Annotated in this window: 20 protein-coding genes; 6 read left to right on the top strand and 14 right to left on the bottom strand. The window is 64.9% G+C overall.

All coding sequences use genetic code 11. The features are described from left to right. Positions 1 to 70 precede the first annotated feature (70 nt). The 7 genes from NL2_RS13185 to tyrS form a co-directional block, all read right to left on the bottom strand. Positions 71 to 289, bottom strand: a complete 219-nt coding sequence (locus NL2_RS13185) for a hypothetical protein (protein ID WP_068075986.1) — start codon at positions 287 to 289, stop codon at positions 71 to 73. 13 nt (positions 290 to 302) lie between these two features. After that, the gene (locus NL2_RS13180) at positions 303 to 1,013 is read right to left on the bottom strand and encodes a dienelactone hydrolase family protein (protein WP_068075984.1); all 711 of its coding nucleotides are present in this window, start codon (positions 1,011 to 1,013) and stop codon (positions 303 to 305) included. A gap of 29 nt (positions 1,014 to 1,042) precedes the next feature. Next, a complete protein-coding gene (gene cysK / locus NL2_RS13175; RefSeq protein WP_068075982.1) occupies positions 1,043 to 1,960 on the bottom strand; it encodes a cysteine synthase A in 918 nt (305 codons plus the stop codon). Next, positions 1,957 to 3,276: an MFS transporter gene (locus tag NL2_RS13170; RefSeq protein ID WP_068075980.1), complete on the bottom strand. Its 1,320-nt coding sequence runs from the start codon at positions 3,274 to 3,276 to the stop codon at positions 1,957 to 1,959. The genes cysK and NL2_RS13170 overlap by 4 nt, the downstream gene beginning before the upstream one ends. 89 nt (positions 3,277 to 3,365) lie before the next feature. Continuing rightward, positions 3,366 to 5,327, bottom strand: coding sequence for a TonB-dependent receptor (locus NL2_RS13165; protein ID WP_068075979.1), 1,962 nt, complete (start codon positions 5,325 to 5,327; stop codon positions 3,366 to 3,368). 395 nt (positions 5,328 to 5,722) lie between these two features. After that, complete coding sequence (locus NL2_RS13160) at positions 5,723 to 6,061, bottom strand: pilus assembly protein PilZ (RefSeq protein WP_068075978.1); 339 nt, start codon at positions 6,059 to 6,061, stop codon at positions 5,723 to 5,725. Positions 6,062 to 6,161: 100 nt separating this feature from the next. After that, on the bottom strand, positions 6,162 to 7,388 hold the full coding sequence (tyrS, locus tag NL2_RS13155) for a tyrosine--tRNA ligase (protein ID WP_068075976.1): 1,227 nt from the start codon (positions 7,386 to 7,388) through the stop codon (positions 6,162 to 6,164). Between the two features lie 158 nt (positions 7,389 to 7,546). Between tyrS and NL2_RS21780 the strand changes: the two genes are divergently transcribed. The 4 genes from NL2_RS21780 (at position 7,547) to NL2_RS13135 (ending at position 11,236) form a co-directional block, all read left to right on the top strand. Next, positions 7,547 to 8,485 (top strand): GIY-YIG nuclease family protein, encoded by a 939-nt coding sequence (locus NL2_RS21780; protein WP_369405453.1) that lies wholly within the window; start codon positions 7,547 to 7,549, stop codon positions 8,483 to 8,485. Continuing rightward, positions 8,482 to 9,684, top strand: coding sequence for an exo-beta-N-acetylmuramidase NamZ family protein (locus NL2_RS13145; RefSeq protein ID WP_068075975.1), 1,203 nt, complete (start codon positions 8,482 to 8,484; stop codon positions 9,682 to 9,684). Before NL2_RS21780 ends, NL2_RS13145 begins: the two co-directional genes overlap by 4 nt. A gap of 117 nt (positions 9,685 to 9,801) precedes the next feature. Continuing rightward, positions 9,802 to 10,302 (top strand): YybH family protein, encoded by a 501-nt coding sequence (locus NL2_RS13140; RefSeq protein WP_068075974.1) that lies wholly within the window; start codon positions 9,802 to 9,804, stop codon positions 10,300 to 10,302. Positions 10,303 to 10,414: 112 nt separating this feature from the next. Further along, the gene (locus tag NL2_RS13135; RefSeq protein ID WP_157083164.1) at positions 10,415 to 11,236 is read left to right on the top strand and encodes a class I SAM-dependent methyltransferase; all 822 of its coding nucleotides are present in this window, start codon (positions 10,415 to 10,417) and stop codon (positions 11,234 to 11,236) included. Positions 11,237 to 11,274: 38 nt separating this feature from the next. Here NL2_RS13135 and ygiD read toward each other — a convergent pair whose 3' ends face one another. The 4 genes from ygiD to NL2_RS21215 all read right to left on the bottom strand — a co-directional run bounded on the left by ygiD (position 11,275) and on the right by NL2_RS21215 (position 14,772). Next, a complete protein-coding gene (gene ygiD / locus NL2_RS13130) occupies positions 11,275 to 12,099 on the bottom strand; it encodes a 4,5-DOPA-extradiol-dioxygenase (protein ID WP_068075972.1) in 825 nt (274 codons plus the stop codon). Between the two features lie 74 nt (positions 12,100 to 12,173). Then, positions 12,174 to 13,355, bottom strand: coding sequence for a vWA domain-containing protein (locus NL2_RS13125; protein WP_068075969.1), 1,182 nt, complete (start codon positions 13,353 to 13,355; stop codon positions 12,174 to 12,176). A 276-nt stretch (positions 13,356 to 13,631) separates the two neighbouring features. Continuing rightward, positions 13,632 to 14,054 (bottom strand): GFA family protein, encoded by a 423-nt coding sequence (locus NL2_RS13120; RefSeq protein ID WP_068075967.1) that lies wholly within the window; start codon positions 14,052 to 14,054, stop codon positions 13,632 to 13,634. A 97-nt stretch (positions 14,055 to 14,151) separates the two neighbouring features. Further along, a complete protein-coding gene (locus NL2_RS21215) occupies positions 14,152 to 14,772 on the bottom strand; it encodes a hypothetical protein (protein ID WP_157083163.1) in 621 nt (206 codons plus the stop codon). A 126-nt stretch (positions 14,773 to 14,898) separates the two neighbouring features. On the opposite strand from NL2_RS21215, the gene NL2_RS13115 reads away from it, so the two are divergent. Further along, complete coding sequence (locus NL2_RS13115) at positions 14,899 to 15,639, top strand: glutathione S-transferase family protein (RefSeq protein ID WP_068075965.1); 741 nt, start codon at positions 14,899 to 14,901, stop codon at positions 15,637 to 15,639. A 235-nt stretch (positions 15,640 to 15,874) separates the two neighbouring features. Then, on the top strand, positions 15,875 to 16,783 hold the full coding sequence (locus NL2_RS13110; protein WP_068076016.1) for a L,D-transpeptidase family protein: 909 nt from the start codon (positions 15,875 to 15,877) through the stop codon (positions 16,781 to 16,783). 16 nt (positions 16,784 to 16,799) lie between these two features. On the opposite strand, the gene NL2_RS13105 is transcribed toward NL2_RS13110, so the two are convergent. The 3 genes from NL2_RS13105 to parE all read right to left on the bottom strand — a co-directional run bounded on the left by NL2_RS13105 (position 16,800) and on the right by parE (position 20,238). After that, positions 16,800 to 17,657 carry an AAA family ATPase gene (locus tag NL2_RS13105; RefSeq protein WP_068075963.1) on the bottom strand — a complete coding sequence of 286 codons (858 nt, stop codon included), beginning with the start codon at positions 17,655 to 17,657 and terminating at the stop codon, positions 16,800 to 16,802. 183 nt (positions 17,658 to 17,840) lie between these two features. Continuing rightward, entirely contained in the window at positions 17,841 to 18,023 is a 183-nt protein-coding gene (locus NL2_RS13100) for a Flp family type IVb pilin (RefSeq protein ID WP_068075961.1), read from the bottom strand. A 217-nt stretch (positions 18,024 to 18,240) separates the two neighbouring features. Further along, the gene (parE, locus tag NL2_RS13095; protein ID WP_068075959.1) at positions 18,241 to 20,238 is read right to left on the bottom strand and encodes a DNA topoisomerase IV subunit B; all 1,998 of its coding nucleotides are present in this window, start codon (positions 20,236 to 20,238) and stop codon (positions 18,241 to 18,243) included. Positions 20,239 to 20,324 lie beyond the last annotated feature (86 nt).

The raw sequence follows: 20,324 nt of genomic DNA, 5'->3' as shown, positions 1-20,324 counted from the left end.
GCGAGATCAAAATCGCTGCGGCTAAAGTCGATTTCATGGATGTTCCTAGCGGCGCGAGGGGCACCGGCGCTCACGGACGAGGTTCGTTCGTGTCGGACACAGACGCTTCGATGCGGCGCAGGTTCCCGGAAATGCGCCGGCCCTTGCTGCGGCTGGTGAGGTGCACCGCGCGGCAGCGATCGCAGCGGTAAGGCCAAAGAGTGAGCCCGGCGGCCTGCGCGGCGGCGGTCGCCGTCGCTTCGTCGGGATAGCGCTGCTTGCGCTTGCAGACGCTCAGGCGGGTGCGCATTCCTTGCCTGCGTTCAGTCGAACACTTCGTCGAACAGGCTGAGCAGCGCCGCCCAGCTCTGGCGGTCGGCGCTGGCGTCGTAGGCGATGGCGGGCATGCCCCGGCTGTCGCTCGCCGGATCGGTAAAGCCGTGCTTCGCGCGGGCATAGACGTGCAAGTGCCAGTCGGCTCCGGCAGCATCCATTTCCTCCTCGAACGCAGCGACCTGGGTGCGTGGCACCATGGGGTCCTTGTCGCCGTGGCAGACGAGGATGCGCGTGGCGATCGGTGTGGCGGCGGTTGCCGGGCGGTCGCTGTCGAGCAGGCCGTGGAAGCTGGCGACCACGGCAAGGTCCGCGCCGTGCCGCGCGAGTTCGAGCACCGCTTGCCCGCCCATGCAGAACCCGATCGCGGCCATCGGCAGACCGGCTGCGGCGGGATGATCGCGCAAGGCGGCCACGCCAGCGGCAAGGCGCGCGCGATAATGATCGACATCCGCGCGCAACGCTCCGGCGACGGCGAAGATTTCCTCCATCGAATCGCCGGGATGCGTCCCATAGAAATCCGCGACCATCGCGACATAGCTCGCCTCGGCGAGCATGGTTGCCCGCCGGTCGAACGCAGGGCTGTGGTTGGCGATGTTGGGAAACACCACCACCGCGCCGCGCGGCGTGCCCGGCGGTGTCGCCAGCCGCCCGGTCAACGCGGTTGCGCCGTGGGTGTAGGGTACGGTTTCGAGTGTCATGGCCAACCTCAGCAATTTTCCGGGCAGGGTTATTCCGGCAGGAAATCGGGGACCGAAAGATAGCGTTCGCCGGTGTCGTAGTTGAAGCCGAGCACGCGCGATCCGGTGGGCAGGTCTTGCAGCTTCTGCGCGATCGCGGCCAGCGTCGCGCCCGAACTGATGCCCACCAGCATCCCTTCCTCGCGCGCGCAGCGGCGTGCCCATTCCTTGGCCTCGCCCGCATCGACCTGGATTGCGCCGTCGATCGCCTTGGTGTGGAGGTTGCCGGGGATGAAGCCCGCGCCGATGCCCTGGATCGGGTGTGGCGCGGGCTGACCGCCCGAGATCACCGGCGACAGCGCGGGTTCGACCGCGAACGCCTTCATCTGCGGCCAGTGGCGCTTCAGCTCCTCGGCACAGCCGGTGAGGTGGCCGCCGGTGCCGACCCCGGTGATCAGCGCATCGATCGGGGTATCGGCAAAGTCCGTCAGGATTTCCTGCGCGGTGGTGCGCACATGGATATCGACGTTGGCTGGGTTGTCGAACTGTTGCGGCATCCACGATCCGGGGGTCTGCTCGATCAGCTCGCGCGCACGCTCTATCGCGCCCTTCATGCCCTTTTCGCGCGGGGTGAGATCGAACGTCGCGCCATAGGCCAGCATCAGCCGGCGCCGCTCGATCGACATCGATTCGGGCATGACCAGTACCAGCGGATAGCCCTTGACCGCCGCCGCCATGGCCAGGCCGATGCCGGTATTGCCCGATGTCGGTTCGATGATGGTGCCGCCCGGTTTCAGGCTGCCGTCGGCTTCCGCCGCCTCGATCATGGCGAGGCCGATGCGGTCCTTGATCGAGCCGCCGGGGTTGGCGCGCTCGGCCTTCACCCACACTTCGGCATCGGGAAACAGCCGTGACAGGCGAATGTGCGGCGTGTTGCCGACGGTGTCGAGAATGCTTGCGGCCTTCATGATACAGGCTCCTTCGTGATGGCGTCGGCGATGCGCTGGTCGTCCTGCCGGTACTGCGGCGCAAAAGTCTTGGCGCGGCGCAGTTCAGGGAAGATGACAGCCCAGATCGCAGTAATGATAATGGCGCCCACGCCGCCGAATACAACCGCCCCGGTGGCGCCGAGCATTGCGGCGGCCACGCCCGACTGCATCTCGCCCAGTTCGTTCGAGGCAGAAATCGCCAGCCCCGAGACCGAGGATACGCGTCCGCGCATGGCATCGGGTGTGTTGAGCTGGACCAGCGTGCTGCGGATGAACACCGAGACCATGTCGCCCATGCCCAGCAGTGCCAGCAGCGCAAGCGACAGCAGGTAGTTGCGCGACAGGCCGAACGCCAGCGTCGCCCCACCAAACACCACCACCGCCCACAGCATCTTGACCCCGACATTGCGCTCCAGCGGGCGGAAGGACAGCCACAGCGCGACCACGGCGGCGCCGACAGCAGGGGCCGCGCGCATCTGGCCCAGACCTTCCGGTCCGACCTTGAGAATGTCGCGGGCATAAACCGGCAGCAGCGCGGTCGCTCCGCCGAGCAGCACCGCAAACAGATCGAGCGTGATGCAGCCAAGCAGGAACCGCTCGTTCCACGCGAACGCCACGCCTTCGGCCATCTGGCGCAGCGGGTGCAGGTCGCGGCGCATCTGCGCAAGCGGCATCGGCCGGATCGCCAGCGTGGCGACCGACGACAGTCCGATCAGCCCGATCGCAATCCAGTAGGGCAGGGCCGGGTGCGCGGCATACAGCAGGCCGCCGGCCGCCGGGCCGAGCACCGAGGCGCCCTGCCACGACATGCTGGAGAACGCGATGGCGCGCGGCAGCAGCGCGGGCGGCACGATGTTTGGCGCGATCGCGCTCATCGACGGGCCGATGAACACCCGCGCCACGCCGTGGAGCGAGGCCAGCGTGAACAGCAACGGCAAGGTCAGCACTTGTGCTTGCGTGGCCAGGCCCAGGCCGATCGCGACGGTGAGGTCGGCGCCGTTGGCGAACGCGGCGACCTTGCGCCGGTCGAACCGGTCAGCCGCCCAGCCGGCCACGGGGGTCAGCAGCAGCAGCGGCACGAACTGCACCAGCCCGAGCAGGCCGAGCTGGAACGCGGCGTGTGCCGGGGTCATGTTGTAAGGCGCACTGCGCGCCACGTCGTACGTCTGCCAGCCGATCACCACGACCATCGCGGTCGTGGCGAACACGGCGCAAAACCTCGCGACCCAGAACAGGCGATAATCGCGGATCTGCAGCGGCGAGGTCGGCTCTGTCAGGGGGACTGTCACGCGCATGGCATGGCAGCGCCGCAATGTGTTGCCAAGCAAGCAAATCTAGCCCTGCGGAAACCGGCGCAGAACTCTGCGGGCATCGCGCAGCGGGCCTATAGCCGGACCGAGGCGGTGATCTTCACATCGCGGCCCCGGATCGGCACGAAATCGCGCGTTTCGGACGCGGCGAGGCGGCCCGACACGTTGAGCAGGTTGTCGCCCGACAGGATCAGCGACAGCGGGCTGTCGGCGCCCAGCGGCCGCCAGGTGGCGCTGGCGTTGACCAGCGTGAACGCGGCGACGCGGTTCTCGTTGGCGGCAACGCGGTTTTGCGGTGCATTCCATTCGACTTCGCCGCGCAAGTTGAGCGCGGCGCTGCCATATTCCACGCCACCACGCAGCCGCAGCGGCGGAATGCGCGGAACCGGGCCGATGCCCTTGAGCGTGGCGTGGATGTAATCACCGCCGCCATCGATGGTCAGCGTCCTGTCGCCCCAACGCATGACGGTGGTGGACGCTTCCGCCTCCAGCCCGCGAAACCGCGCGGGAACCTGCAGGAACTGATAGACCGGATACCCCTGGATCGCCTGCCCGGTCGGCACCGGGGTGATGAAGTTGGCATAATTGGTGGCATAAGCCGTCACCGCGAACAGCACGCCGCCCGAACGATAGCGCAACCCGCCCTCGATGCCGTTGCTGCGCTCGATTGCGAACAGCGGGTTGCCGCGCTCGTACGACTGGGTAGCGTCGTGGATGCCGTCGATGAACAGTTCCTCGGCCGCCGGCGCGCGCTCGCCGTGCAGTGCATCGATGCTCAGCGTGAGCGCATCGGTCGGGTGAAGAGCAAGGCCGAGCACGCCGGAAACCTGGTTGAAGCCGCGCCGCAGCCCGTTGGGCTTGGCGGTAACGCCGGTATGCTCGAACCGGCCGGCTGCCTCGAGGTCGAGCTTGCCGATCCGGTATTGCTGCAGCGTGAAGGCGGCGACGTGGCTGGTAGTGGTGTTGGGCAGCAGCGGGTCGCCGGTCACCGCCAGATCGTTGATGCCGTATTGCACGCCCGATTTGCCGCGCCAGCCGCCCCGGTTGGACTGGATGGCTTCCAGCCGCGTCTCGATCGCCTTGTTGGCGAACAACGTGGCGGGCACCCCGGCGTCGAGTTCGGCGTGGTGATAATCGCCATACGCGCCGCGAAATTCGATGCGGTCGATCAACCCGCCGACCGCCAGCCCTGCGCGCAGATCGACACGCGTCTGGCGCAGCGCGATCGTCACCGGATCGGCGTTGCCCACTTCGGGACGCGGCGGGATGCCGTAGGTGGTGGTCAGCCGCTCGACCGAAACGCCGATGTTGCCGCCGGTGTCGATGAACGCGAGCCCTGCGCCCAATGTCGTGCCGCGCGCACCGCTGTTGGCCAGCGTGCCGCGCGCATTGGCCTGCGCCAGCAGCGAATCGGCATCGGGTGTGTTGCCCGCCGCGCGTAAAGCCGCCGCATCGCCGAGCACCTGGCCGCGCAACTGGGGCGAGATGACAAACCCGCCGATGTCTTCGTTATTGCTGTGATCGTGGCCTGCGTCGAAATGCGCGACCAGGCGCGGGGCCAGCCGGATATCGACCGTCGCGCCCGCCGACCATGCATCGGCGTTGGTGCCGTAGCTGCCTTGCGCGGCCAGCGTGAACGGCTTGTCGGGCACAGCGCGCGGGATGCGCTTGTCGAGCGCGTTGACCGCGCCCGCCGCCGGATCGCTGGCATACAGCAGCACTTCGGGGCCGTGCAGCACGTCGATGCGGTCGATGTTCAGCGTATCGAGCGCGACGGCGTGGTCCGCCGAGACTGCCGAGGCATCGAGCGCGCCGATCCCGTCGAGCAGCACCGGCACACGCGCGCCGTCCAGCCCGCGCAGGATCGGCCGCGAGGCTCCAGGCGCGAAGCCCGAAGTGGTGACCCCCGGCAACCGCGCCAGCATCTCGCCGATCTGCGGGTTGGCGCTGCGCACCAGCGCGTCGCCGCTCAGCACCACCGGCGCGGTGATCGGATCGGCGTCGGGCGAAAACGCGCGACCGGTGACCACGATCATCGGGGCGTCGCCGGATGCATCAGCGGCGGGCGTGTCCGCACCAGAAGGCACATCGGCAGCAGGAAGGGTTGCATCGGGTGCATCCGGTCGGGCGCACGCGGGGGCCGCCAGTCCTGCCAAAACCAGCAGGGACGAGCCGACAGTCAACGATAATCTGATCACGAAGCACCGTTCTGGAGAGGGAACGATGCCTCGCTTAATGACATGATATATTATATCAAGCGGCAATCGACAGAACGTGTCGTCGCCAGCGGCGGGCTGCCCGTAAGGACAACTCGCCGGGTGGCGGGATGGGTGGCCATGTCCGCAAGCGCGGACTGGTCGATAATGTCCGCAAACGCGGACCGGTTGGCGATGGCTTCAGCGGGTGGCGTGCGGCGGGGTGGGGCGGGCGGTCAGCGCTTGGCGCGCAGGCGCGGGTTGGGCTGCAGTGAATGGATCATCTGCGCGAAGTCTTCCTGCCGGATGATCCGCTCGAACTGAAAGCCACTGCGTTCCCCGGCAGTCCACACCGCAAACGCCTCGATCCGGCCAACGTGCGGCAGGCGGATCGTCAGGCGCTCGCCACGCCCCACCACGACGGCGCCTTCGGCCATGAATCCGGTGGTCGAGATGTTGGTGATCTGGAGCATGACATCGCCCTGGATGCGGTGTTCGCCGATCACCGGGATATTCACCGGATGGCGGGTCGCCTGACGCATATCGGTAACCGAAAGCTGTGCTCCGCCGGACATTATGACTCCCTTGCCGTGTTACGAACTAACCAAGGGTATAGGTCCGTATTGGCGAAGATTTCGTAAAGCCGTCAGTGTTTCGTAAGGCCCGGCGGCAAGATCATGCCGGGCGGAGGATGCCGTGCTTCTTCTTTCCGGCAGAAATGCGCCGTTCCGCGCCCGCCAGTTCGATCACCTGGCCATCGTCGCCCGCCGCTTCGCCGTCGATCCGTGCGCCGCCGCCAGCGATCAGGCGCTTGGCCTCGCCTCGGCTCGCCGCGAAACCAAGTCCGACCAGCGCATCGATGATCCCGATGGACCCGCCCGGGCAATCGAGCACCGGCAGCGATTCGCCCATGCCGCCGCCCGCGAACGTCGCCTGCGCCGTACCCTGTGCCGCCAACGCCACCTGTTCGCCGCGCACCAATGTCGTCACCGCGTTGGCCAGCGCGATCTTGGCGGCGTTGATCTCGCTGCCCTCAAGCGCTTCCAGCCGCACCACTTCGTCGAGCGGCAGGTCGGTGAACAGGCGCAGGAACCGGCCGACGTCGCGGTCATCCGCGTTGCGCCAGTACTGCCAGAAATCGTAGGCGGGCAGCGCATCCTCGTTGAGCCACACCGCACCCGCTGCAGTCTTGCCCATCTTGGCGCCGTCGGCAGTGGTCAGCAGCGGGGTGGTCAGCCCGAACACTTCGGTCCCGTCCATCCGCCGTGCCAGCTCGATCCCGTTGACGATGTTGCCCCACTGGTCCGACCCGCCCATCTGCAGGCGGCAGCTGACCCGGCTCGCCAGTTCGCGGAAATCGTAGGCCTGCAGGATCATGTAGTTGAATTCGAGGAACGTCAGCGGCTGCTCGCGATCGAGCCGCAGCTTGACCGAATCGAACGTCAGCATGCGGTTGATGGTGAAGTGCGGCCCCACGTCGCGCAGCAGTTCGACATAGCCGAGCTTACTCAGCCACTCGTCGTTATCGACCATCACCGCGTCGGTCGGCCCGTCGCCGAACACCAGCAGCTTTTCGAACACGGTGCGGATCGAGGCGATGTTGGCGGCGATGTCCGCCGACGTGAGCATCTTGCGGCTCTCGTCCTTGCCCGAAGGATCGCCGACCTTGGTCGTCCCGCCGCCCATCACCACGATCGGCTTGTGTCCGGCCTGCTGCAACCGCCGCAGCATCATGATCTGCACCAGCGACCCGACGTGCAGCGACGGCGCGGTGGCATCGAAGCCGATATAGCCTGGAACGACCTGCTTTGCGGCCAGCGCATCGAGCGCGCCCGCATCGGTCAGCTGGTGGATATAGCCACGCTCATCGAGCAGGCGGAGCAGGGTGGACTGGTAGGTCATGGCAGCCTTCGTTTTCGAGCGGCGCGCCTAGCATGGAGCGCTCTCGATAAAAACCCGCCAGTCCTTCCGAACCGATCTGTCCTTCTGAACCGATCTGTCCTCCTCACCCCGCCCGTCCTGAGCTTGTCGAAGGACTGTACTTCTTTTAGCCCGATGGAATGAGCTTCTGGACTTACATGCTGCATTGCCGTGGTGGCTACCTGTACGTTGGTCACACCGATGATCTCGATCGGCGGATCGCGCAGCATCAGAGTGGCGCAATCCCCGGATTTACCGCCGATCACTTGCCGGTTGAACTGGTGTGGTCGGAGGAGTTCCAGACCCGCGAGGATGCGAAGCATGCCGAAAAGATGCTGAAGGGCTGGTCCCGAACGAAGAAACTGGCGCTTGTTCGCGGAGACTGGGATCGCATTTCGGCGCTGGCAAAAGCGAAAGGCAGTCCTTCGACAAGCTCAGGATGGGCGGAATCTGGAATTGCTGTTGCACCCAAACCCGCTCGTCCTGAGCCTGTCGAAGCCAGTCCTGATCAGATATTGCAAACCGCCAGCCGAAGGGGGCTGCACTTCACTTTGCTACCCCACCCGGACACACCCCCATTGGCCGTCACAAGGATCGAGGCAATTGTTCTTGGGATCGACGCGAACTGGCTAAAGCTGCGTTGGATAATCGCGGGCGGTTCGAGCGTAATAGTGCCGCCGCTGGCGGGGCGGGGTCGCGCCGATGGCCTGTGGCAGGCGACATGCTTCGAGCTGTTTGTGCGCATGACGGGTAAGGGTGCGTATTGCGAATTCAACCTTAGCCCGTCTGAACGCTGGGCCGCCTATGATTTTGCCGACTACCGTGACGGAATGGTCGAGCGGCCGATGCCGCGCGATCCGGGCTGCGTCTGGCGGGGCAGTCAGGGCACGCGGATGTTCGATGCGAACCTGCCTTTCGTGGGGCTCCCAAGTCTTCCGGCCGCGATTGCCCTCTCCGCCGTGATCGAGGAAACCGACGGCACCAAGTCTTACTGGGCGCTGGCCCACCCGCCCGGGAAGCCCGATTTCCACCACCCCACTTGCTTCGCCGCGACACTTCCGGCACCGCAAAGGCCATGAAATTCGGTATCGATCGCCTGTTGGCGGACCCTGAACTGCGCCGCCCGCTTTCGGGCAAGCGCGTCGCGCTGGTTGCGCATCCGGCTTCGGTGACGGCGGACCTGACCCATTCGTTCGACGCGTTGATCGCGGCCGGTGTGAACGTGACGTCCGCGTTCGGCCCGCAGCACGGGCTGAAGGGCGACAAGCAGGACAACATGGTCGAGACGGCGGACGAGAACGATCCGCAGTACGGCATTCCGGTGTTCAGCCTTTACGGCGAAGTGCGCCGCCCGACCCCGCGCATGATGGACAGCGCGGATGTGTTCCTGTTCGATCTGCAGGATCTGGGTTGCCGCATCTACACGTTTGTCACCACGCTGCTGTACATGCTGGAAGCCGCCGCTACGTCCGGCAAAGCGGTATGGGTGCTTGATCGGCCCAATCCCGCAGGGCGCCCGCTGGAAGGCACCACGCTGCTCGCCGGGTGGGAAAGCTTCGTGGGCGCGGGGCCGATGCCGATGCGCCACGGGCTGACGCTGGGCGAGATGGGCCGCTGGTTCGTCGATCATTTCGGGCTCGATGTCGATTACCGCGTGATCGCGATGGAAGGCTGGGCACCCGGCCTGGCCCCCGGTTTCGGCTGGCCCGACGATCGCATCTGGATCAATCCCAGCCCGAACGCCGCCAACCTCAACATGGCGCGCGCCTATGCCGGCACGGTGATGCTCGAAGGCGCGACGTTGTCCGAAGGGCGTGGCACCACGCGCCCGCTGGAGGTGCTGTTCGGCGCGCCCGATATCGATGCCAAGGCGGTGCTGGCGGAAATGCGCGGCCTCGCCCCGCACTGGCTCGAAGGCTGCGCCTTGCGCGAATGCTGGTTCGAGCCGACGTTCCACAAGCATGCCCAAACACTGTGCAACGGGTTGATGATCCACGTCGAAGGGCGGTTCTACGATCCCGCCGCGTTCCGCCCCTGGCGATTGCAGGCGCTGGCGTTCAAGGCGATCCGGCGGCTCTATCCCGACTATCCGTTGTGGCGCGATTTTCCCTACGAGTACGTGTTCGACAAGCTGGCGATCGACGTGATCAACGGCGGCCCGGCCTTGCGCGAATGGGTCGATGATGCAGGCGCGATGCCGGGCGATCTCGACGATCGGGCAGGGCGCGACGAGGCCGCCTGGCGCGAGACGATCGCACCCTTCCTGCTGTACCGTTAAGCTTTGGTCATCTGCGCGCGACGGCTTGCGCACGCGCCTGACTGGCGTAGCTTTCGCCTCGCGTCGTACGAGTCCCTCGGGTCGCAGCCCGTGCGAAGCCAACAGGAGGGATGTACCATGAAACGCTTCGTCAACAGTCGCATTGCCGTGTCCGTCGCCTGCGTCGCGCTTGTCGCGTCGCTGGGCGCCTGCAAGAAAGTCGCGGCCGGTGGTGAAGGCGCTCCGATTTCGGAAGCCGCTGCCGCCGCCGCCGCCGATGCCACGCAAAAGGCATGGACTTCGGGCGATTATGCCACGATCGAATCGGTCTATTCGCACGACGTCTTCGGGTTCGATCCCGCCGTCGCGCCGCTGTCGACCGACTGGGGTGACTGGCACAAGCTGCAGGTCGCGTTCGCCGAGCAGAAGTACGACGCGATCGCCGTGCCCGACCGCAAGATCCAGATCCTCGATGGCGACGATTTCGTCGTGTCGGGCACGGGGATGATGACCAGCAAGACCGGCCCCGGCAAACCCGGTGGCATGCGGTTTACCGATGTCTATCACCGCCAGGCCGACGGCAAATGGCTGATCGTGAACGAGCACGTGTCGTTCGTCCCGCCACCGGCCAAAAGCTGACGCCTTAATCCAATATTTCGATCTGGCGGCTAGTGCGGCGTCGTAAACACGGCTCGCATGGAAAGTCTCCAAATTGCAGTGCAATCATTGCGGTAATGTGGAAGCCCGGCACTTGTTCACCAGCAAGGGCTACCGGCTGGTTGCCTGTACGGCGTGCGGATTGGCATTTATTGCCAATCCGCCCGACGCGGCCGAACTCGAACGGCTGTATTCGTCGGCCACGTCCTACCACACCGACCTCGCCGCGCCGGGCAGCGCACTGTTCCTGCGGATGGAAGGCATCGCGCACGACCATCTCGCAGTGGTACGGCAGGTCGCTTCATCTGGCGACCTGCTCGACGTGGGCTGTTCGACCGGCCAGTGGCTGACGCTGGCGCGCAGCCAGGGGTTCGATGTCGCCGGGGTCGAATTTTCAGCCGAGTCCGCCCAGTTCGCTCGCGACCGGTTCGGGCTGACGGTGGACCGGGGCAGCATCCACGAATGCACCCGGCCCGACGCCAGCGTGGATGTGCTGACGATGTTCGACGTGATCGAGCATGTGCCCGATCCCAGTGCCGACATCGCCGCCGCCTTCCGCCTGTTGCGCGGCGGCGGACAATTTGTGCTGTCCACCCCCAACATCGATGGGCTGTTTCCCCGCCTTTCCTACACACTGGCCAACCGCATCGGCCTGTGGCCGCATCCCGATCCGCCGCACCACCTGTACCAGTTTTCTGTCCGCACGCTGGGCGCGATGCTGGAAAAGGCGGGATTCGAATGCGGGCTGGTGGTCCATCGCAACATCGATCTGCCGTACACATTCGGCGCGCCGCGCGCGCTGCTGCGCATGCCCAAGCGGCTGGCGTATGCGCTGGTGTTCGCGCCGATCGCCAAGCTGGGGCCGCTGATCGGGCAAGGCGACTGCTTTTATATCGTGGCGCGCAAGCCCGTGTAGAATTGTCCGACTAACGTCGGATGCGGGCTGGTGCCGTCTCAAATGGAAAAACTCTGAACCCCGGCGATTCCGGCCAATGGCGCGGCGTCTCCGATCAGCACCGACGTCATCGACAGCGCCCCGTCGATCGTATCGTTGAACAGTGCGACATCGTCGCCCGGCAGCCGCGCGCCGGCCACGTAGAGCAACGGCAGGTAATGTTCGGCGCTGTTGATCGCGTTGGCGGCGGCGCGGTCATCGGGTGAAAAGCGGGTGAGCGCGGCGGTGTCGCCCGCGATCAGCGCGGCGTTGGTGCGGCTGCGGAAATCGGCGGCCCAGGCGGGGATCGTGCCTTGCGCCTCGCGCCACAGCGCCAGGTTGTGGATCACGTTGCCGCTGCCCACGATCAGCACGCCTTCATCGCGCAACGGCGCCAGCTTTGCGCCCAGCGCCAGGTGGGCGTCGGCATCGAGCGAGCGGTCGAGGCTCATCGCCACCACCGGGATGGTCGCGTCGGGGAACATCGGCAGCAGCGTACCCCAGGTGCCGTGGTCGAAGCCCCAGCTGTCATCACGCGCAATGCGGTCCTCACCCAGCAGCGCGGCCACCCGGTCGATCAGGTTTGCCGACCCCGGCGCGGGATAGCGCATGGCGTACAGTTCGGGCGGAAACCCGCGGAAATCGTGGATCGTGCGCGGATGGTCGCCCGCCGAAAGGTGCGTGCGGCCCTGCGTTTCCCAGTGCGCCGAGATGCACAGGATCGCTTGCGGGCGGGCTAGCGCCGCTCCCAGCGCCTCGAACGCGGCGCGCTCGGGATTGTCGGTGATCATCGTCATCGGCGATCCGTGGCCGAGGAACAGGGCGGGCAGGCGAGGGCTGGTCATGCCGCGCGATGTAGGGGTGGGGGGTGGCAATTGTGAGTCCCCGCCTCCGTGGGGAAACACTTACGGGCCACCCATCAATGCTTCTTGCGAGTCAGCTCGCGCATGGCCTCGTCCAGCCCCTGCAACGTCAGCGGGAACATCGACCCGCCCAGCAGTTCGCGCACCATCTTGGTCGATTGCGAATAGCCCCACTGCTTTTCGGGCACGGGGTTGAGCCACACCGTGGCCGGATAAACATGCGCCAGCCGATCGAGCCAGACCGCGCCCGATTCCTCGTTGAAATGTTCGACCGATCCGCCCGGATGGCTGATCTCGTAAGGGCTCATCGCGGCGTCGCCCACGAACACCACTTTGTAGTCGTGGCCGTACTTGTGAAGGATGTCCCAGGTCGGCGTGCGTTCGGCAAAACGGCGGCGGTTGTCCTTCCACACGCCTTCGTACAGGCAGTTGTGGAAATAGAAGAATTCCAGGTTCTTGAACTCGGTCGTCGCCGCGCTGAACAGCTCCTCGCACAGCTTGATGAACGGGTCCATCGATCCGCCCACGTCGAGGAACAGCAGCAGTTTCACCGCATTGTGGCGTTCCGGCCGCATGCGGATGTCGAGCCAGCCCTGCCGCGCGGTGCCATCGATCGTTGCGTCGAGGTCCAACTCGTCGGCATTGCCCTCGCGCGCGAACCGGCGCAGGCGGCGCAGCGCGACCTTGATGTTGCGCGTGCCCAGTTCCTTGGTGTTGTCGAGGTTGGCAAACTCGCGCTTTTCCCACACTTTCACTGCGCGCTTGTGCTTGCTTTCGCCGCCGATGCGCACGCCTTCGGGGTTGTAGCCGTCGTTGCCGTACGGGCTGGTGCCGCCGGTGCCGATCCACTTGCTGCCGCCCTCGTGGCGCTTCTGCTGTTCTTCCAGACGCTGCTTCAGCGTCTCCATGATCTCTTCCCACGAGCCGAGCTTCTTGACCGCCTCCATCTCCTCGGGCGTCATGAACTTTTCGGCGACGGCCTTCAGCCAGTCCTCGGGAATGTCGACCGGGCTCTGGCCATAGTCGGTCAGCAAGCCCTTGAAGACCTTGTTGAACACCTGGTCGAACCGGTCGAGCAGCCCTTCGTCCTTCACGAACGTGGCGCGCGACAGGTAATAGAACTGCTCGGGCGTCTGCTCGATCACATCCTTGTCGAGCGCCTCGAGCAGCGTCAGATGCTCCTTGAACGAAGCCTTGATCCCGGCGGTGCGCAGCTCGTCGATGAAGTTGAAGAACATGGGATCAGGTCCGTTTGGCGGGCAGATGATGATGGCGCGAAGTTGACACAGAACGGCGCACGACACACGGTCGGGTCATCGCATTAAACATCTGACAAAAAGCAATAATCTCATCCGAAAAACCAGAGCCGCTGTGACTTTCCGCTGCGAGCCGCTGCGAGCCGCTGCGAGCCGCTGCGAACGTTGAAGCGAGTGGTTCAAAAGGGACCGAATGGCGGATCATCGCGCACCGATAGCGCATTCGCGACATGTAGGAAAATGCTCGATCAAGCGAATTCAGCCCTGAGATGGCGGCGGAGGGGGCTGGCGCGCGAAGGTGGGCAGCTCAGGATCGATCACCGCCCATTCCGGCGCGTCGTCGGTCCAGATGATGACTTGCGGCTTCAGGCCCTGCGCTTGGTCGAGGAAGCCCACGCGCAGCGTGCGGAATTGCGGGCGGGCGGACGATTGTCCCATCACCGGCGTGCCGCAGTTTGCGCAGAAGCTTTGCGTCAGCGTGTTGCCGCTGGCCGCTTCATATGACCACGACCCCAGCGCTCCGTGAAACGTGATCGCCTCGGTCGGGAACATCGCGTTGGTGGTCGCGCTGCCTGCCGCTGCCTTCTGGCACTGGCGGCACCAGCACTGGCGCACCGCCACCGGCTCGCCTTCGATCTTAGCGTTCACAGCGCCGCAGTTGCACTGGCCGGTATAGCTCATTGCGCCATCTCCCCTGTGCAGACTTGTATGAGATAAATACAATCACTAGGCTTCCTGCAAGGCTACAAACCGTGCCCAAGGTTGCCGCCTGCGAAGCTCATCCTGCATTTGGTCGGCTTTCAATCGCCAACTGCACCGCCGCCGATTTTTCTGGAATGGAAACGGTGAAGAAAACGCCGCGTGGAATTTGCCACGAAACGGAAAGCGCCAAAAGGTCGTTACCGACTACGCGAAGTGTGGCCTCATAATCAAACACTGGCCTGTCGAACCAAACAGCAAAAAACCATTGCCCCAGCATATCGTGGGCGATGACTTTGCCATCCTCATCTATCGAACGGGCGACTAACGCCTCTCCACGCCATGAATTTACATTCACACTGGCGATTTCTTTTGCGCCACCGTCCCGGTCTATTTCGATTGTGAGTGAAGCTTTTTTTGCCTCCAAAACCAAGCCACATTCTGCCTTGTCAGCGCGGTCCTTTTGCTCTTTCCAAAGTTCATACGGTGCAATTAGAAGCCGCCACAACAATGCAGCCGCAAGACCAAATAGCGGTATCTGCCACGCCATCTCAGTCATCTTGGACTGCCAGCTTGGATGAAAATGCAGCCCTATGTTCGCGGCAGAACCGATACCTCCCGCGATGGCGTCGCCAATTCCAAATGATCGGTGGAATGATCGCTTAAGCCAGAGGAAGGCGTAGTGAATCGGAGCTCGCATCAGTCCCCTATACCACCGCTAAGCGCAACTGACGCAAGGGGAAGGTTCTCCAAAGCTTGTATGTAATACATACAATCACTAGGCTCCCTGCAAGGCCACAAGCCATGCCAGAGGATGCCCCCAGCGATGCTTACCCTGTACAGTTTCGGACCCGGCGCGAATTCGCTCAAGCCGCTGCTCACTCTCTATGAGAAGGGGCTGGAGTTCAAGGGCGTGCGGCTGAACCCCGCGCAGTTCGAGCACCATGAAGACTGGTTCAAGGCGATCAATCCCAACGGGCAGGTGCCCGCGCTGGTGGATAATGGCAGGGTCATCACCGAATCCACCGTGATCTGCGAATACCTCGAAGACGAATATCCCACCGCCGTGAAACTGCGCCCGGCGGACAGTTATGGCCGCGCGCAGATGCGGGTGTGGACCAAGTGGGTCGATGAATATTTCTGCTGGTGCGTGTCGACCATCGGCTGGTCGCGCATGATCAGCGGCATGGCGCGCGCGATTTCGGCAGAGGAATTCGAGGAGAAGATCAAGCGCATCCCGATCCCCGAACAGCAGGTCAAATGGCGCCGCGCGCGCGACGGCTTTCCGCAGGACATGCTGGACGAGGAAATGCGCAAGATCGGCGTGTCGGTGCGGCGTTTGAACGATCATCTGGCCGACCACGAATGGCTGGCGGGCGAGATGTATTCGCTCGCCGACATCTGCAACTACGCCATCGCGGGCGGCATGCAGTTTGGCTTTGCCGAGCTGGTCAACCAGGCGGACACCCCGCATCTGCTGCGCTGGATCGAAATGATCGCGGCGCGGCCGGCGGCGAAGAAGATGGTTGCCGAAGTGCCGATGGAGCGGTTGGTGGCGGACGCCTGAGGCGAGGGCAGGCTGTGAACGGACGCAACCCCCGGACGCAACCCCCGGACGCAACCCCCGGTCGTAACCCCCGGTCGTAACCCCCGGTCGTAACCCATAGTGGGCGAAAGAATCCTTGGAGAGTGCGGGGCGGCGGGTTAAATCGTTAACCCTCGTCGTCAACCGGTGGTTTACCATTACCTGGGTCGCCCGCTCCCTGTTCGGATCGTTGTGCCTGCTGCTGCTCGCGGGGCCGATGCCGCCTGCGTTCTTGCCGCGGGTCGGCGCGGTTCCTGCGCCTGCGCTCGCGGCGGTTCCGCTGGCCCAGCCTGCCGCGGATGCCAAAGCCCCCGCGCCGTTGCCCGATCCCCAGCCGCCGAGCGTCGAGGACGCCCTGCGCTCGGGCGTGCTGATCGTGGTCAGCAAGGCATCGCAGCACATGCACGTGTTCAAGGATGGCGAAGCCTGGGATTCGACCCCCGTTTCGACCGGAAGACGCGGCCACGCGACCCCGGCGGGGGTGTTCCCGATCCTGCAGAAGCAGTTGCTCCACCGCTCCAACATCTACAGCAACGCGCCGATGCCCTTCATGCAGCGCCTGACGTGGAGCGGGATCGCGATCCACGCGGGGCGCCTGCCGGGATACGCCGCATCGCATGGCTGCATCCGCGTTCCCTATGGCTTTGCGCGATCGCTTTACGGGCTGACCAAAGCAACTGCGACGACCGTGGTCATCGCCAACGAGCCGATCCGGTCCGATGACCATGCGCGCAGCTTTGCGCTGGCGCTACGCCCACCCCAGTTGCCCGCAACCGGCAGTCCGCCGCGCGCCGCGCTCGCCTTGGCGACCCGCATGGCATCGCCGCCCGTCCCCGCGCCCCCGCGGACACCTTTCGCCCAGCCCGTTGCGGCCGCGATCGAGCCCGCCGTCGCGATCACGGGGCAGACCATCCAGTTGGCCGCGACCGCGTCGCTGGCCGAATCGGAGGCGCACTGGGCGCAGCTGCTGAATGTCCGGCCCGAACTCGGCCGGTTCCGCAAGGCCGTCGTCCCAGCGATCGTGGGGTCGCGCCGGGTCTTTCGCCTGCGGGTTTCGGCACCCGACGCGCACGCGTATTGCTCGCGCCTCAAAAGCGCGGGCATCGCCTGCTTCAACGTCATCTAAAACCGGCGCGAACGGTTCAGCTCTGGCGGCGTGCCATGAACGCCAGCCGCTCGAACAGCATCACGTCCTGCTCGTTCTTGAGCAATGCGCCGTGCAGCGGCGGGATCGCCTTGGTCGGATCGCGGTTCTGCAGCACGTCGAGCGGCATGTCCTCGTTCAGCAGCAGCTTGAGCCAGTCGAGCAGCTCGCTGGTGCTGGGCTTCTTCTTCAGGCCCGGAACCTCGCGCACTTCGTAGAAGATATCCATCGCCTTGTTGACCAGCGTCTTCTGGATATCGGGGAAGTGGACGTCGATGATCGCCTTCATCGTGTCGCGGTCGGGGAACTTGATATAGTGGAAGAAGCAGCGGCGCAGGAACGCGTCGGGCAGTTCCTTTTCGTTGTTCGAGGTGATCACCACGATCGGGCGCTCGACGGCCGCCACGGTCTGCCGGGTTTCATAGACATCGAAGCTCATGCGATCGAGTTCCTGCAACAGATCGTTGGGGAATTCGATGTCGGCCTTGTCGATCTCGTCGATCAGCAGCACGGGCAGCTGCGGTGCGGTGAACGCCTCCCACAGCTTGCCCTTCTTGATGTAGTTGGCGATGTCGTGGACGCGCTCGTCGCCCAGCTGGCCGTCGCGCAGGCGGGCGACCGCGTCGTATTCATACAGGCCCTGCTGCGCCTTGGTGGTGGACTTCACGTTCCATTCGATCAGCGGCGCGCCCACAGCCTTGGCGATTTCATGCGCCAGCACGGTCTTGCCGGTGCCGGGCTCACCCTTGACCAGCAACGGGCGGCGCAGCAGCACGGCGGCGTTGACCGCAACCTTGAGATCGTCGGTCGCGACGTAGTTCTGGGTGCCTTCGAAACGCTGCGTCGGAGTCTTCATGGGCTGCGCGTCCTGTCCGTTTAATCGTTCGGTTAAGCGGATAGGTTGCCCGATGGGACCTTGCAAGGGCGAAACGCGGTCTGTGCGGTCTCCATGCCAGCCCGGCGGGATGTGCGGATTGCGCAACGAAAAGGGGCGGCGCCATCGGCACCGCCCCCCGCGTAGTCAGCTTGTCAGCCAGTCTTAGAGATGGCCGTCCGAAGCGTTGTTCATCTGACCCGAAACGGTGTTGAACGTGGTCGACAGCGAGTTGCCCAGCGAACCCATGGCGGTGATCGCGGCAACGGCCACGAGAGCGGCGATCAGGCCGTACTCGATTGCGGTGGCGCCTTCGTTGTCTGCAAACAGCTTTTTGATGAACTTCATGTCCGGTCTCCGAAAAAAGGAACGTCCCCAATGTCTTCTGCCGGGGCGTCCCTTCCCCGACCGCATTGGATGTATCCGCAGTTCCCCTAAGAGATCGTTAAACCGAGGCCCGACTCCCGGGCCCCGATGTCGATTGATGGTTAAGAACCGGTTAAATCCGTCGAATCGGTTGTGCTGGCCCGTTCCAGTATGCCCGCAATCATGTTCCGAGCGCGGATCAGGCGTCGATCATGTCGGGATCGAGTTCGCCCGCGCGGTTCTGGATGAACATGAAACGGTGCTCGGGATTGCGGCCCATCAGCCGGTCGACCAGGTCCTTCACCGCCGCGCGATCTTCGTATTCGGGCGGCAAGGTGATCCGCAGCAGGCCCCGGCTGGCGGGTGACATCGTGGTCTCGCGCAGCTGCTGCGGGTTCATTTCGCCCAGGCCCTTGAACCGGCCGACTTCCACCTTCTTGTTCTTGAAGGTGGTCTTTTCCAGCTCCGCGCGGTGCGCATCGTCGCGCGCATAGGCCGAGGTGCTGCCCGACACGAGGCGATAGAGCGGCGGCTGCGCCAGATAGAGGTGCCCGCGCCGGACCAGTTCGGGCATTTCCTGGAAGAAGAACGTCATCAGCAGCGTGGCAATGTGCGCGCCGTCGACATCGGCGTCGGTCATGATGATCACGCGGTCGTAGCGCAAGTTGTCGGGGTTGCAGTCCTTGCGCATGCCGCAGCCGAGCGCCAGCGCCAGATCGGCGATCTCGGTGTTGGCGCGGATCTTGTCGGCGGTGGCGGACGCGACGTTGAGGATCTTGCCGCGGATCGGCAGGATCGCCTGTGATTTGCGGTCGCGCGCCTGCTTGGCGCTGCCGCCGGCCGAATCGCCTTCGACGATGAACAGTTCGGTTTCGGCGCTGCCTTCGCCCGAACAGTCGGTCAGCTTGCCCGGCAGGCGCAGGCGCTTTGCGCTGGTCGCGGTCTTGCGCTTGATCTCGCGCTCCGCCTTGCGGCGCAGGCGCTCGTCCATCCGCTCCATCACCGCGCCGAGCAGCGCCTTGCCGCGATCGAGGTTGTCGGACAGGAAGTGGTCGAAGTGGTCGCGCACCGCGTTTTCGACCATCCGCGCCGCTTCGGGGCTGGTCAGGCGGTCCTTGGTCTGGCTCTGGAACTGGGGCTCGCGGATGAACACCGACAGCATCACTTCGCTGCCGGTGACGACATCCTCGGGCGCGATGTCCCTGGCCTTTTTCTGCCCGATCAGTTCCGCAAACGCGCGGATGCCCTTGGTCAGCGCGGCGCGAAGGCCCTGTTCGTGGGTGCCGCCGTCGGGCGTGGGGATGGTGTTGCAGTAATAGCTGTACGATCCGTCGGACCAAAGCGGCCAGGCGATCGCCCATTCGACGCGGCCCTGCTGCTCGCCCGGGAAATCCTGCGATCCCCGGAAGAACTGGGCGGTCACGCATTCGCGGCCCGCAACCTGTTCGGCAAGGTGATCGGCCAGTCCGCCGGGAAACTGGAACACCGCCTCTGCAGGCGCATCGTCGCTGGCCAGCGCGGGCGCGCATTTCCAGCGGATTTCCACGCCGGCGAACAGATACGCCTTCGACCGCGCCAGCCGGAACAACCGCGCGGGCTTGAACTTGGCATCCTCGCCGAAAATCTCGGTGTCGGGGATGAAGCTGACCGTGGTGCCGCGCCGGTTGGGCGCCGCGCCCACGCGCAGCAGCCTGGTCGTGGGCAGGCCCCGGCTGAACTCCTGCGCGTACAACTCCTTGTTGCGAGCCACTTCGATGCGGGTGAGCGACGACAGCGCGTTGACCACCGACACGCCCACGCCATGCAGGCCGCCGCTGGTGGCATATGCCTTGCCCGAAAACTTGCCGCCCGAGTGCAGCGTGGTCAGGATCACCTCGAGCGCGGACTTGCCCGGATACTTGGGATGTTCATCCACCGGGATGCCGCGCCCGTTGTCGCTGACGGTCAGCTTGCCCGCGCTGCCGGGCGCGTCCTCAAGCGTGACCTCGATGCGGTTGGCGTGGCCGGCGACGGCTTCGTCCATCGCGTTGTCGATGACTTCAGCGGCGAGATGATGCAGCGCGCGTTCGTCGATCCCGCCGATGTACATGCCGGGGCGGCGGCGCACGGGCTCAAGCCCTTCGAGCACCTCGATCGCCGAACCGTCATAGCTGTCTGTGCCGCCCGTGGGCAGCTTGTCGAACAGGTCGTCCACCATGGGGAACGCCTATAGAACGCGGGGATTCACGCGTGCAACCCGGGGCACGCGCTTATCCGCAAGGTTGGCGGGTTCATGACTGTTCT

Source organism: Novosphingobium lentum NBRC 107847 (assembly GCF_001590965.1).
Lineage (GTDB): Bacteria > Pseudomonadota > Alphaproteobacteria > Sphingomonadales > Sphingomonadaceae > Novosphingobium > Novosphingobium lentum.
The sequence above is the reverse complement of the archived record's forward strand: the minus strand, read 5'-3'. Positions and strand labels throughout refer to the sequence as shown.

Coding starts and splice junctions, on each gene's coding strand:
- NL2_RS13185 (WP_068075986.1), bottom strand. CDS start 289: ATGCGCACCCGCCTGAGCGTCTGCAAGCGCAAGCAGCGCTATCCCGAC.
- NL2_RS13180 (WP_068075984.1), bottom strand. CDS start 1,013: ATGACACTCGAAACCGTACCCTACACCCACGGCGCAACCGCGTTGACC.
- cysK (WP_068075982.1), bottom strand. CDS start 1,960: ATGAAGGCCGCAAGCATTCTCGACACCGTCGGCAACACGCCGCACATT.
- NL2_RS13170 (WP_068075980.1), bottom strand. CDS start 3,276: ATGCGCGTGACAGTCCCCCTGACAGAGCCGACCTCGCCGCTGCAGATC.
- NL2_RS13165 (WP_068075979.1), bottom strand. CDS start 5,327: ATGATCGTGGTCACCGGTCGCGCGTTTTCGCCCGACGCCGATCCGATC.
- NL2_RS13160 (WP_068075978.1), bottom strand. CDS start 6,061: ATGTCCGGCGGAGCACAGCTTTCGGTTACCGATATGCGTCAGGCGACC.
- tyrS (WP_068075976.1), bottom strand. CDS start 7,388: ATGACCTACCAGTCCACCCTGCTCCGCCTGCTCGATGAGCGTGGCTAT.
- NL2_RS21780 (WP_369405453.1), top strand. CDS start 7,547: ATGAGCTTCTGGACTTACATGCTGCATTGCCGTGGTGGCTACCTGTAC.
- NL2_RS13145 (WP_068075975.1), top strand. CDS start 8,482: ATGAAATTCGGTATCGATCGCCTGTTGGCGGACCCTGAACTGCGCCGC.
- NL2_RS13140 (WP_068075974.1), top strand. CDS start 9,802: ATGAAACGCTTCGTCAACAGTCGCATTGCCGTGTCCGTCGCCTGCGTC.
- ygiD (WP_068075972.1), bottom strand. CDS start 12,099: ATGACCAGCCCTCGCCTGCCCGCCCTGTTCCTCGGCCACGGATCGCCG.
- NL2_RS13125 (WP_068075969.1), bottom strand. CDS start 13,355: ATGTTCTTCAACTTCATCGACGAGCTGCGCACCGCCGGGATCAAGGCT.
- NL2_RS13120 (WP_068075967.1), bottom strand. CDS start 14,054: ATGAGCTATACCGGCCAGTGCAACTGCGGCGCTGTGAACGCTAAGATC.
- NL2_RS21215 (WP_157083163.1), bottom strand. CDS start 14,772: ATGCGAGCTCCGATTCACTACGCCTTCCTCTGGCTTAAGCGATCATTC.
- NL2_RS13115 (WP_068075965.1), top strand. CDS start 14,899: ATGCTTACCCTGTACAGTTTCGGACCCGGCGCGAATTCGCTCAAGCCG.
- NL2_RS13110 (WP_068076016.1), top strand. CDS start 15,875: ATGCCGCCTGCGTTCTTGCCGCGGGTCGGCGCGGTTCCTGCGCCTGCG.
- NL2_RS13105 (WP_068075963.1), bottom strand. CDS start 17,657: ATGAAGACTCCGACGCAGCGTTTCGAAGGCACCCAGAACTACGTCGCG.
- NL2_RS13100 (WP_068075961.1), bottom strand. CDS start 18,023: ATGAAGTTCATCAAAAAGCTGTTTGCAGACAACGAAGGCGCCACCGCA.
- parE (WP_068075959.1), bottom strand. CDS start 20,238: ATGGTGGACGACCTGTTCGACAAGCTGCCCACGGGCGGCACAGACAGC.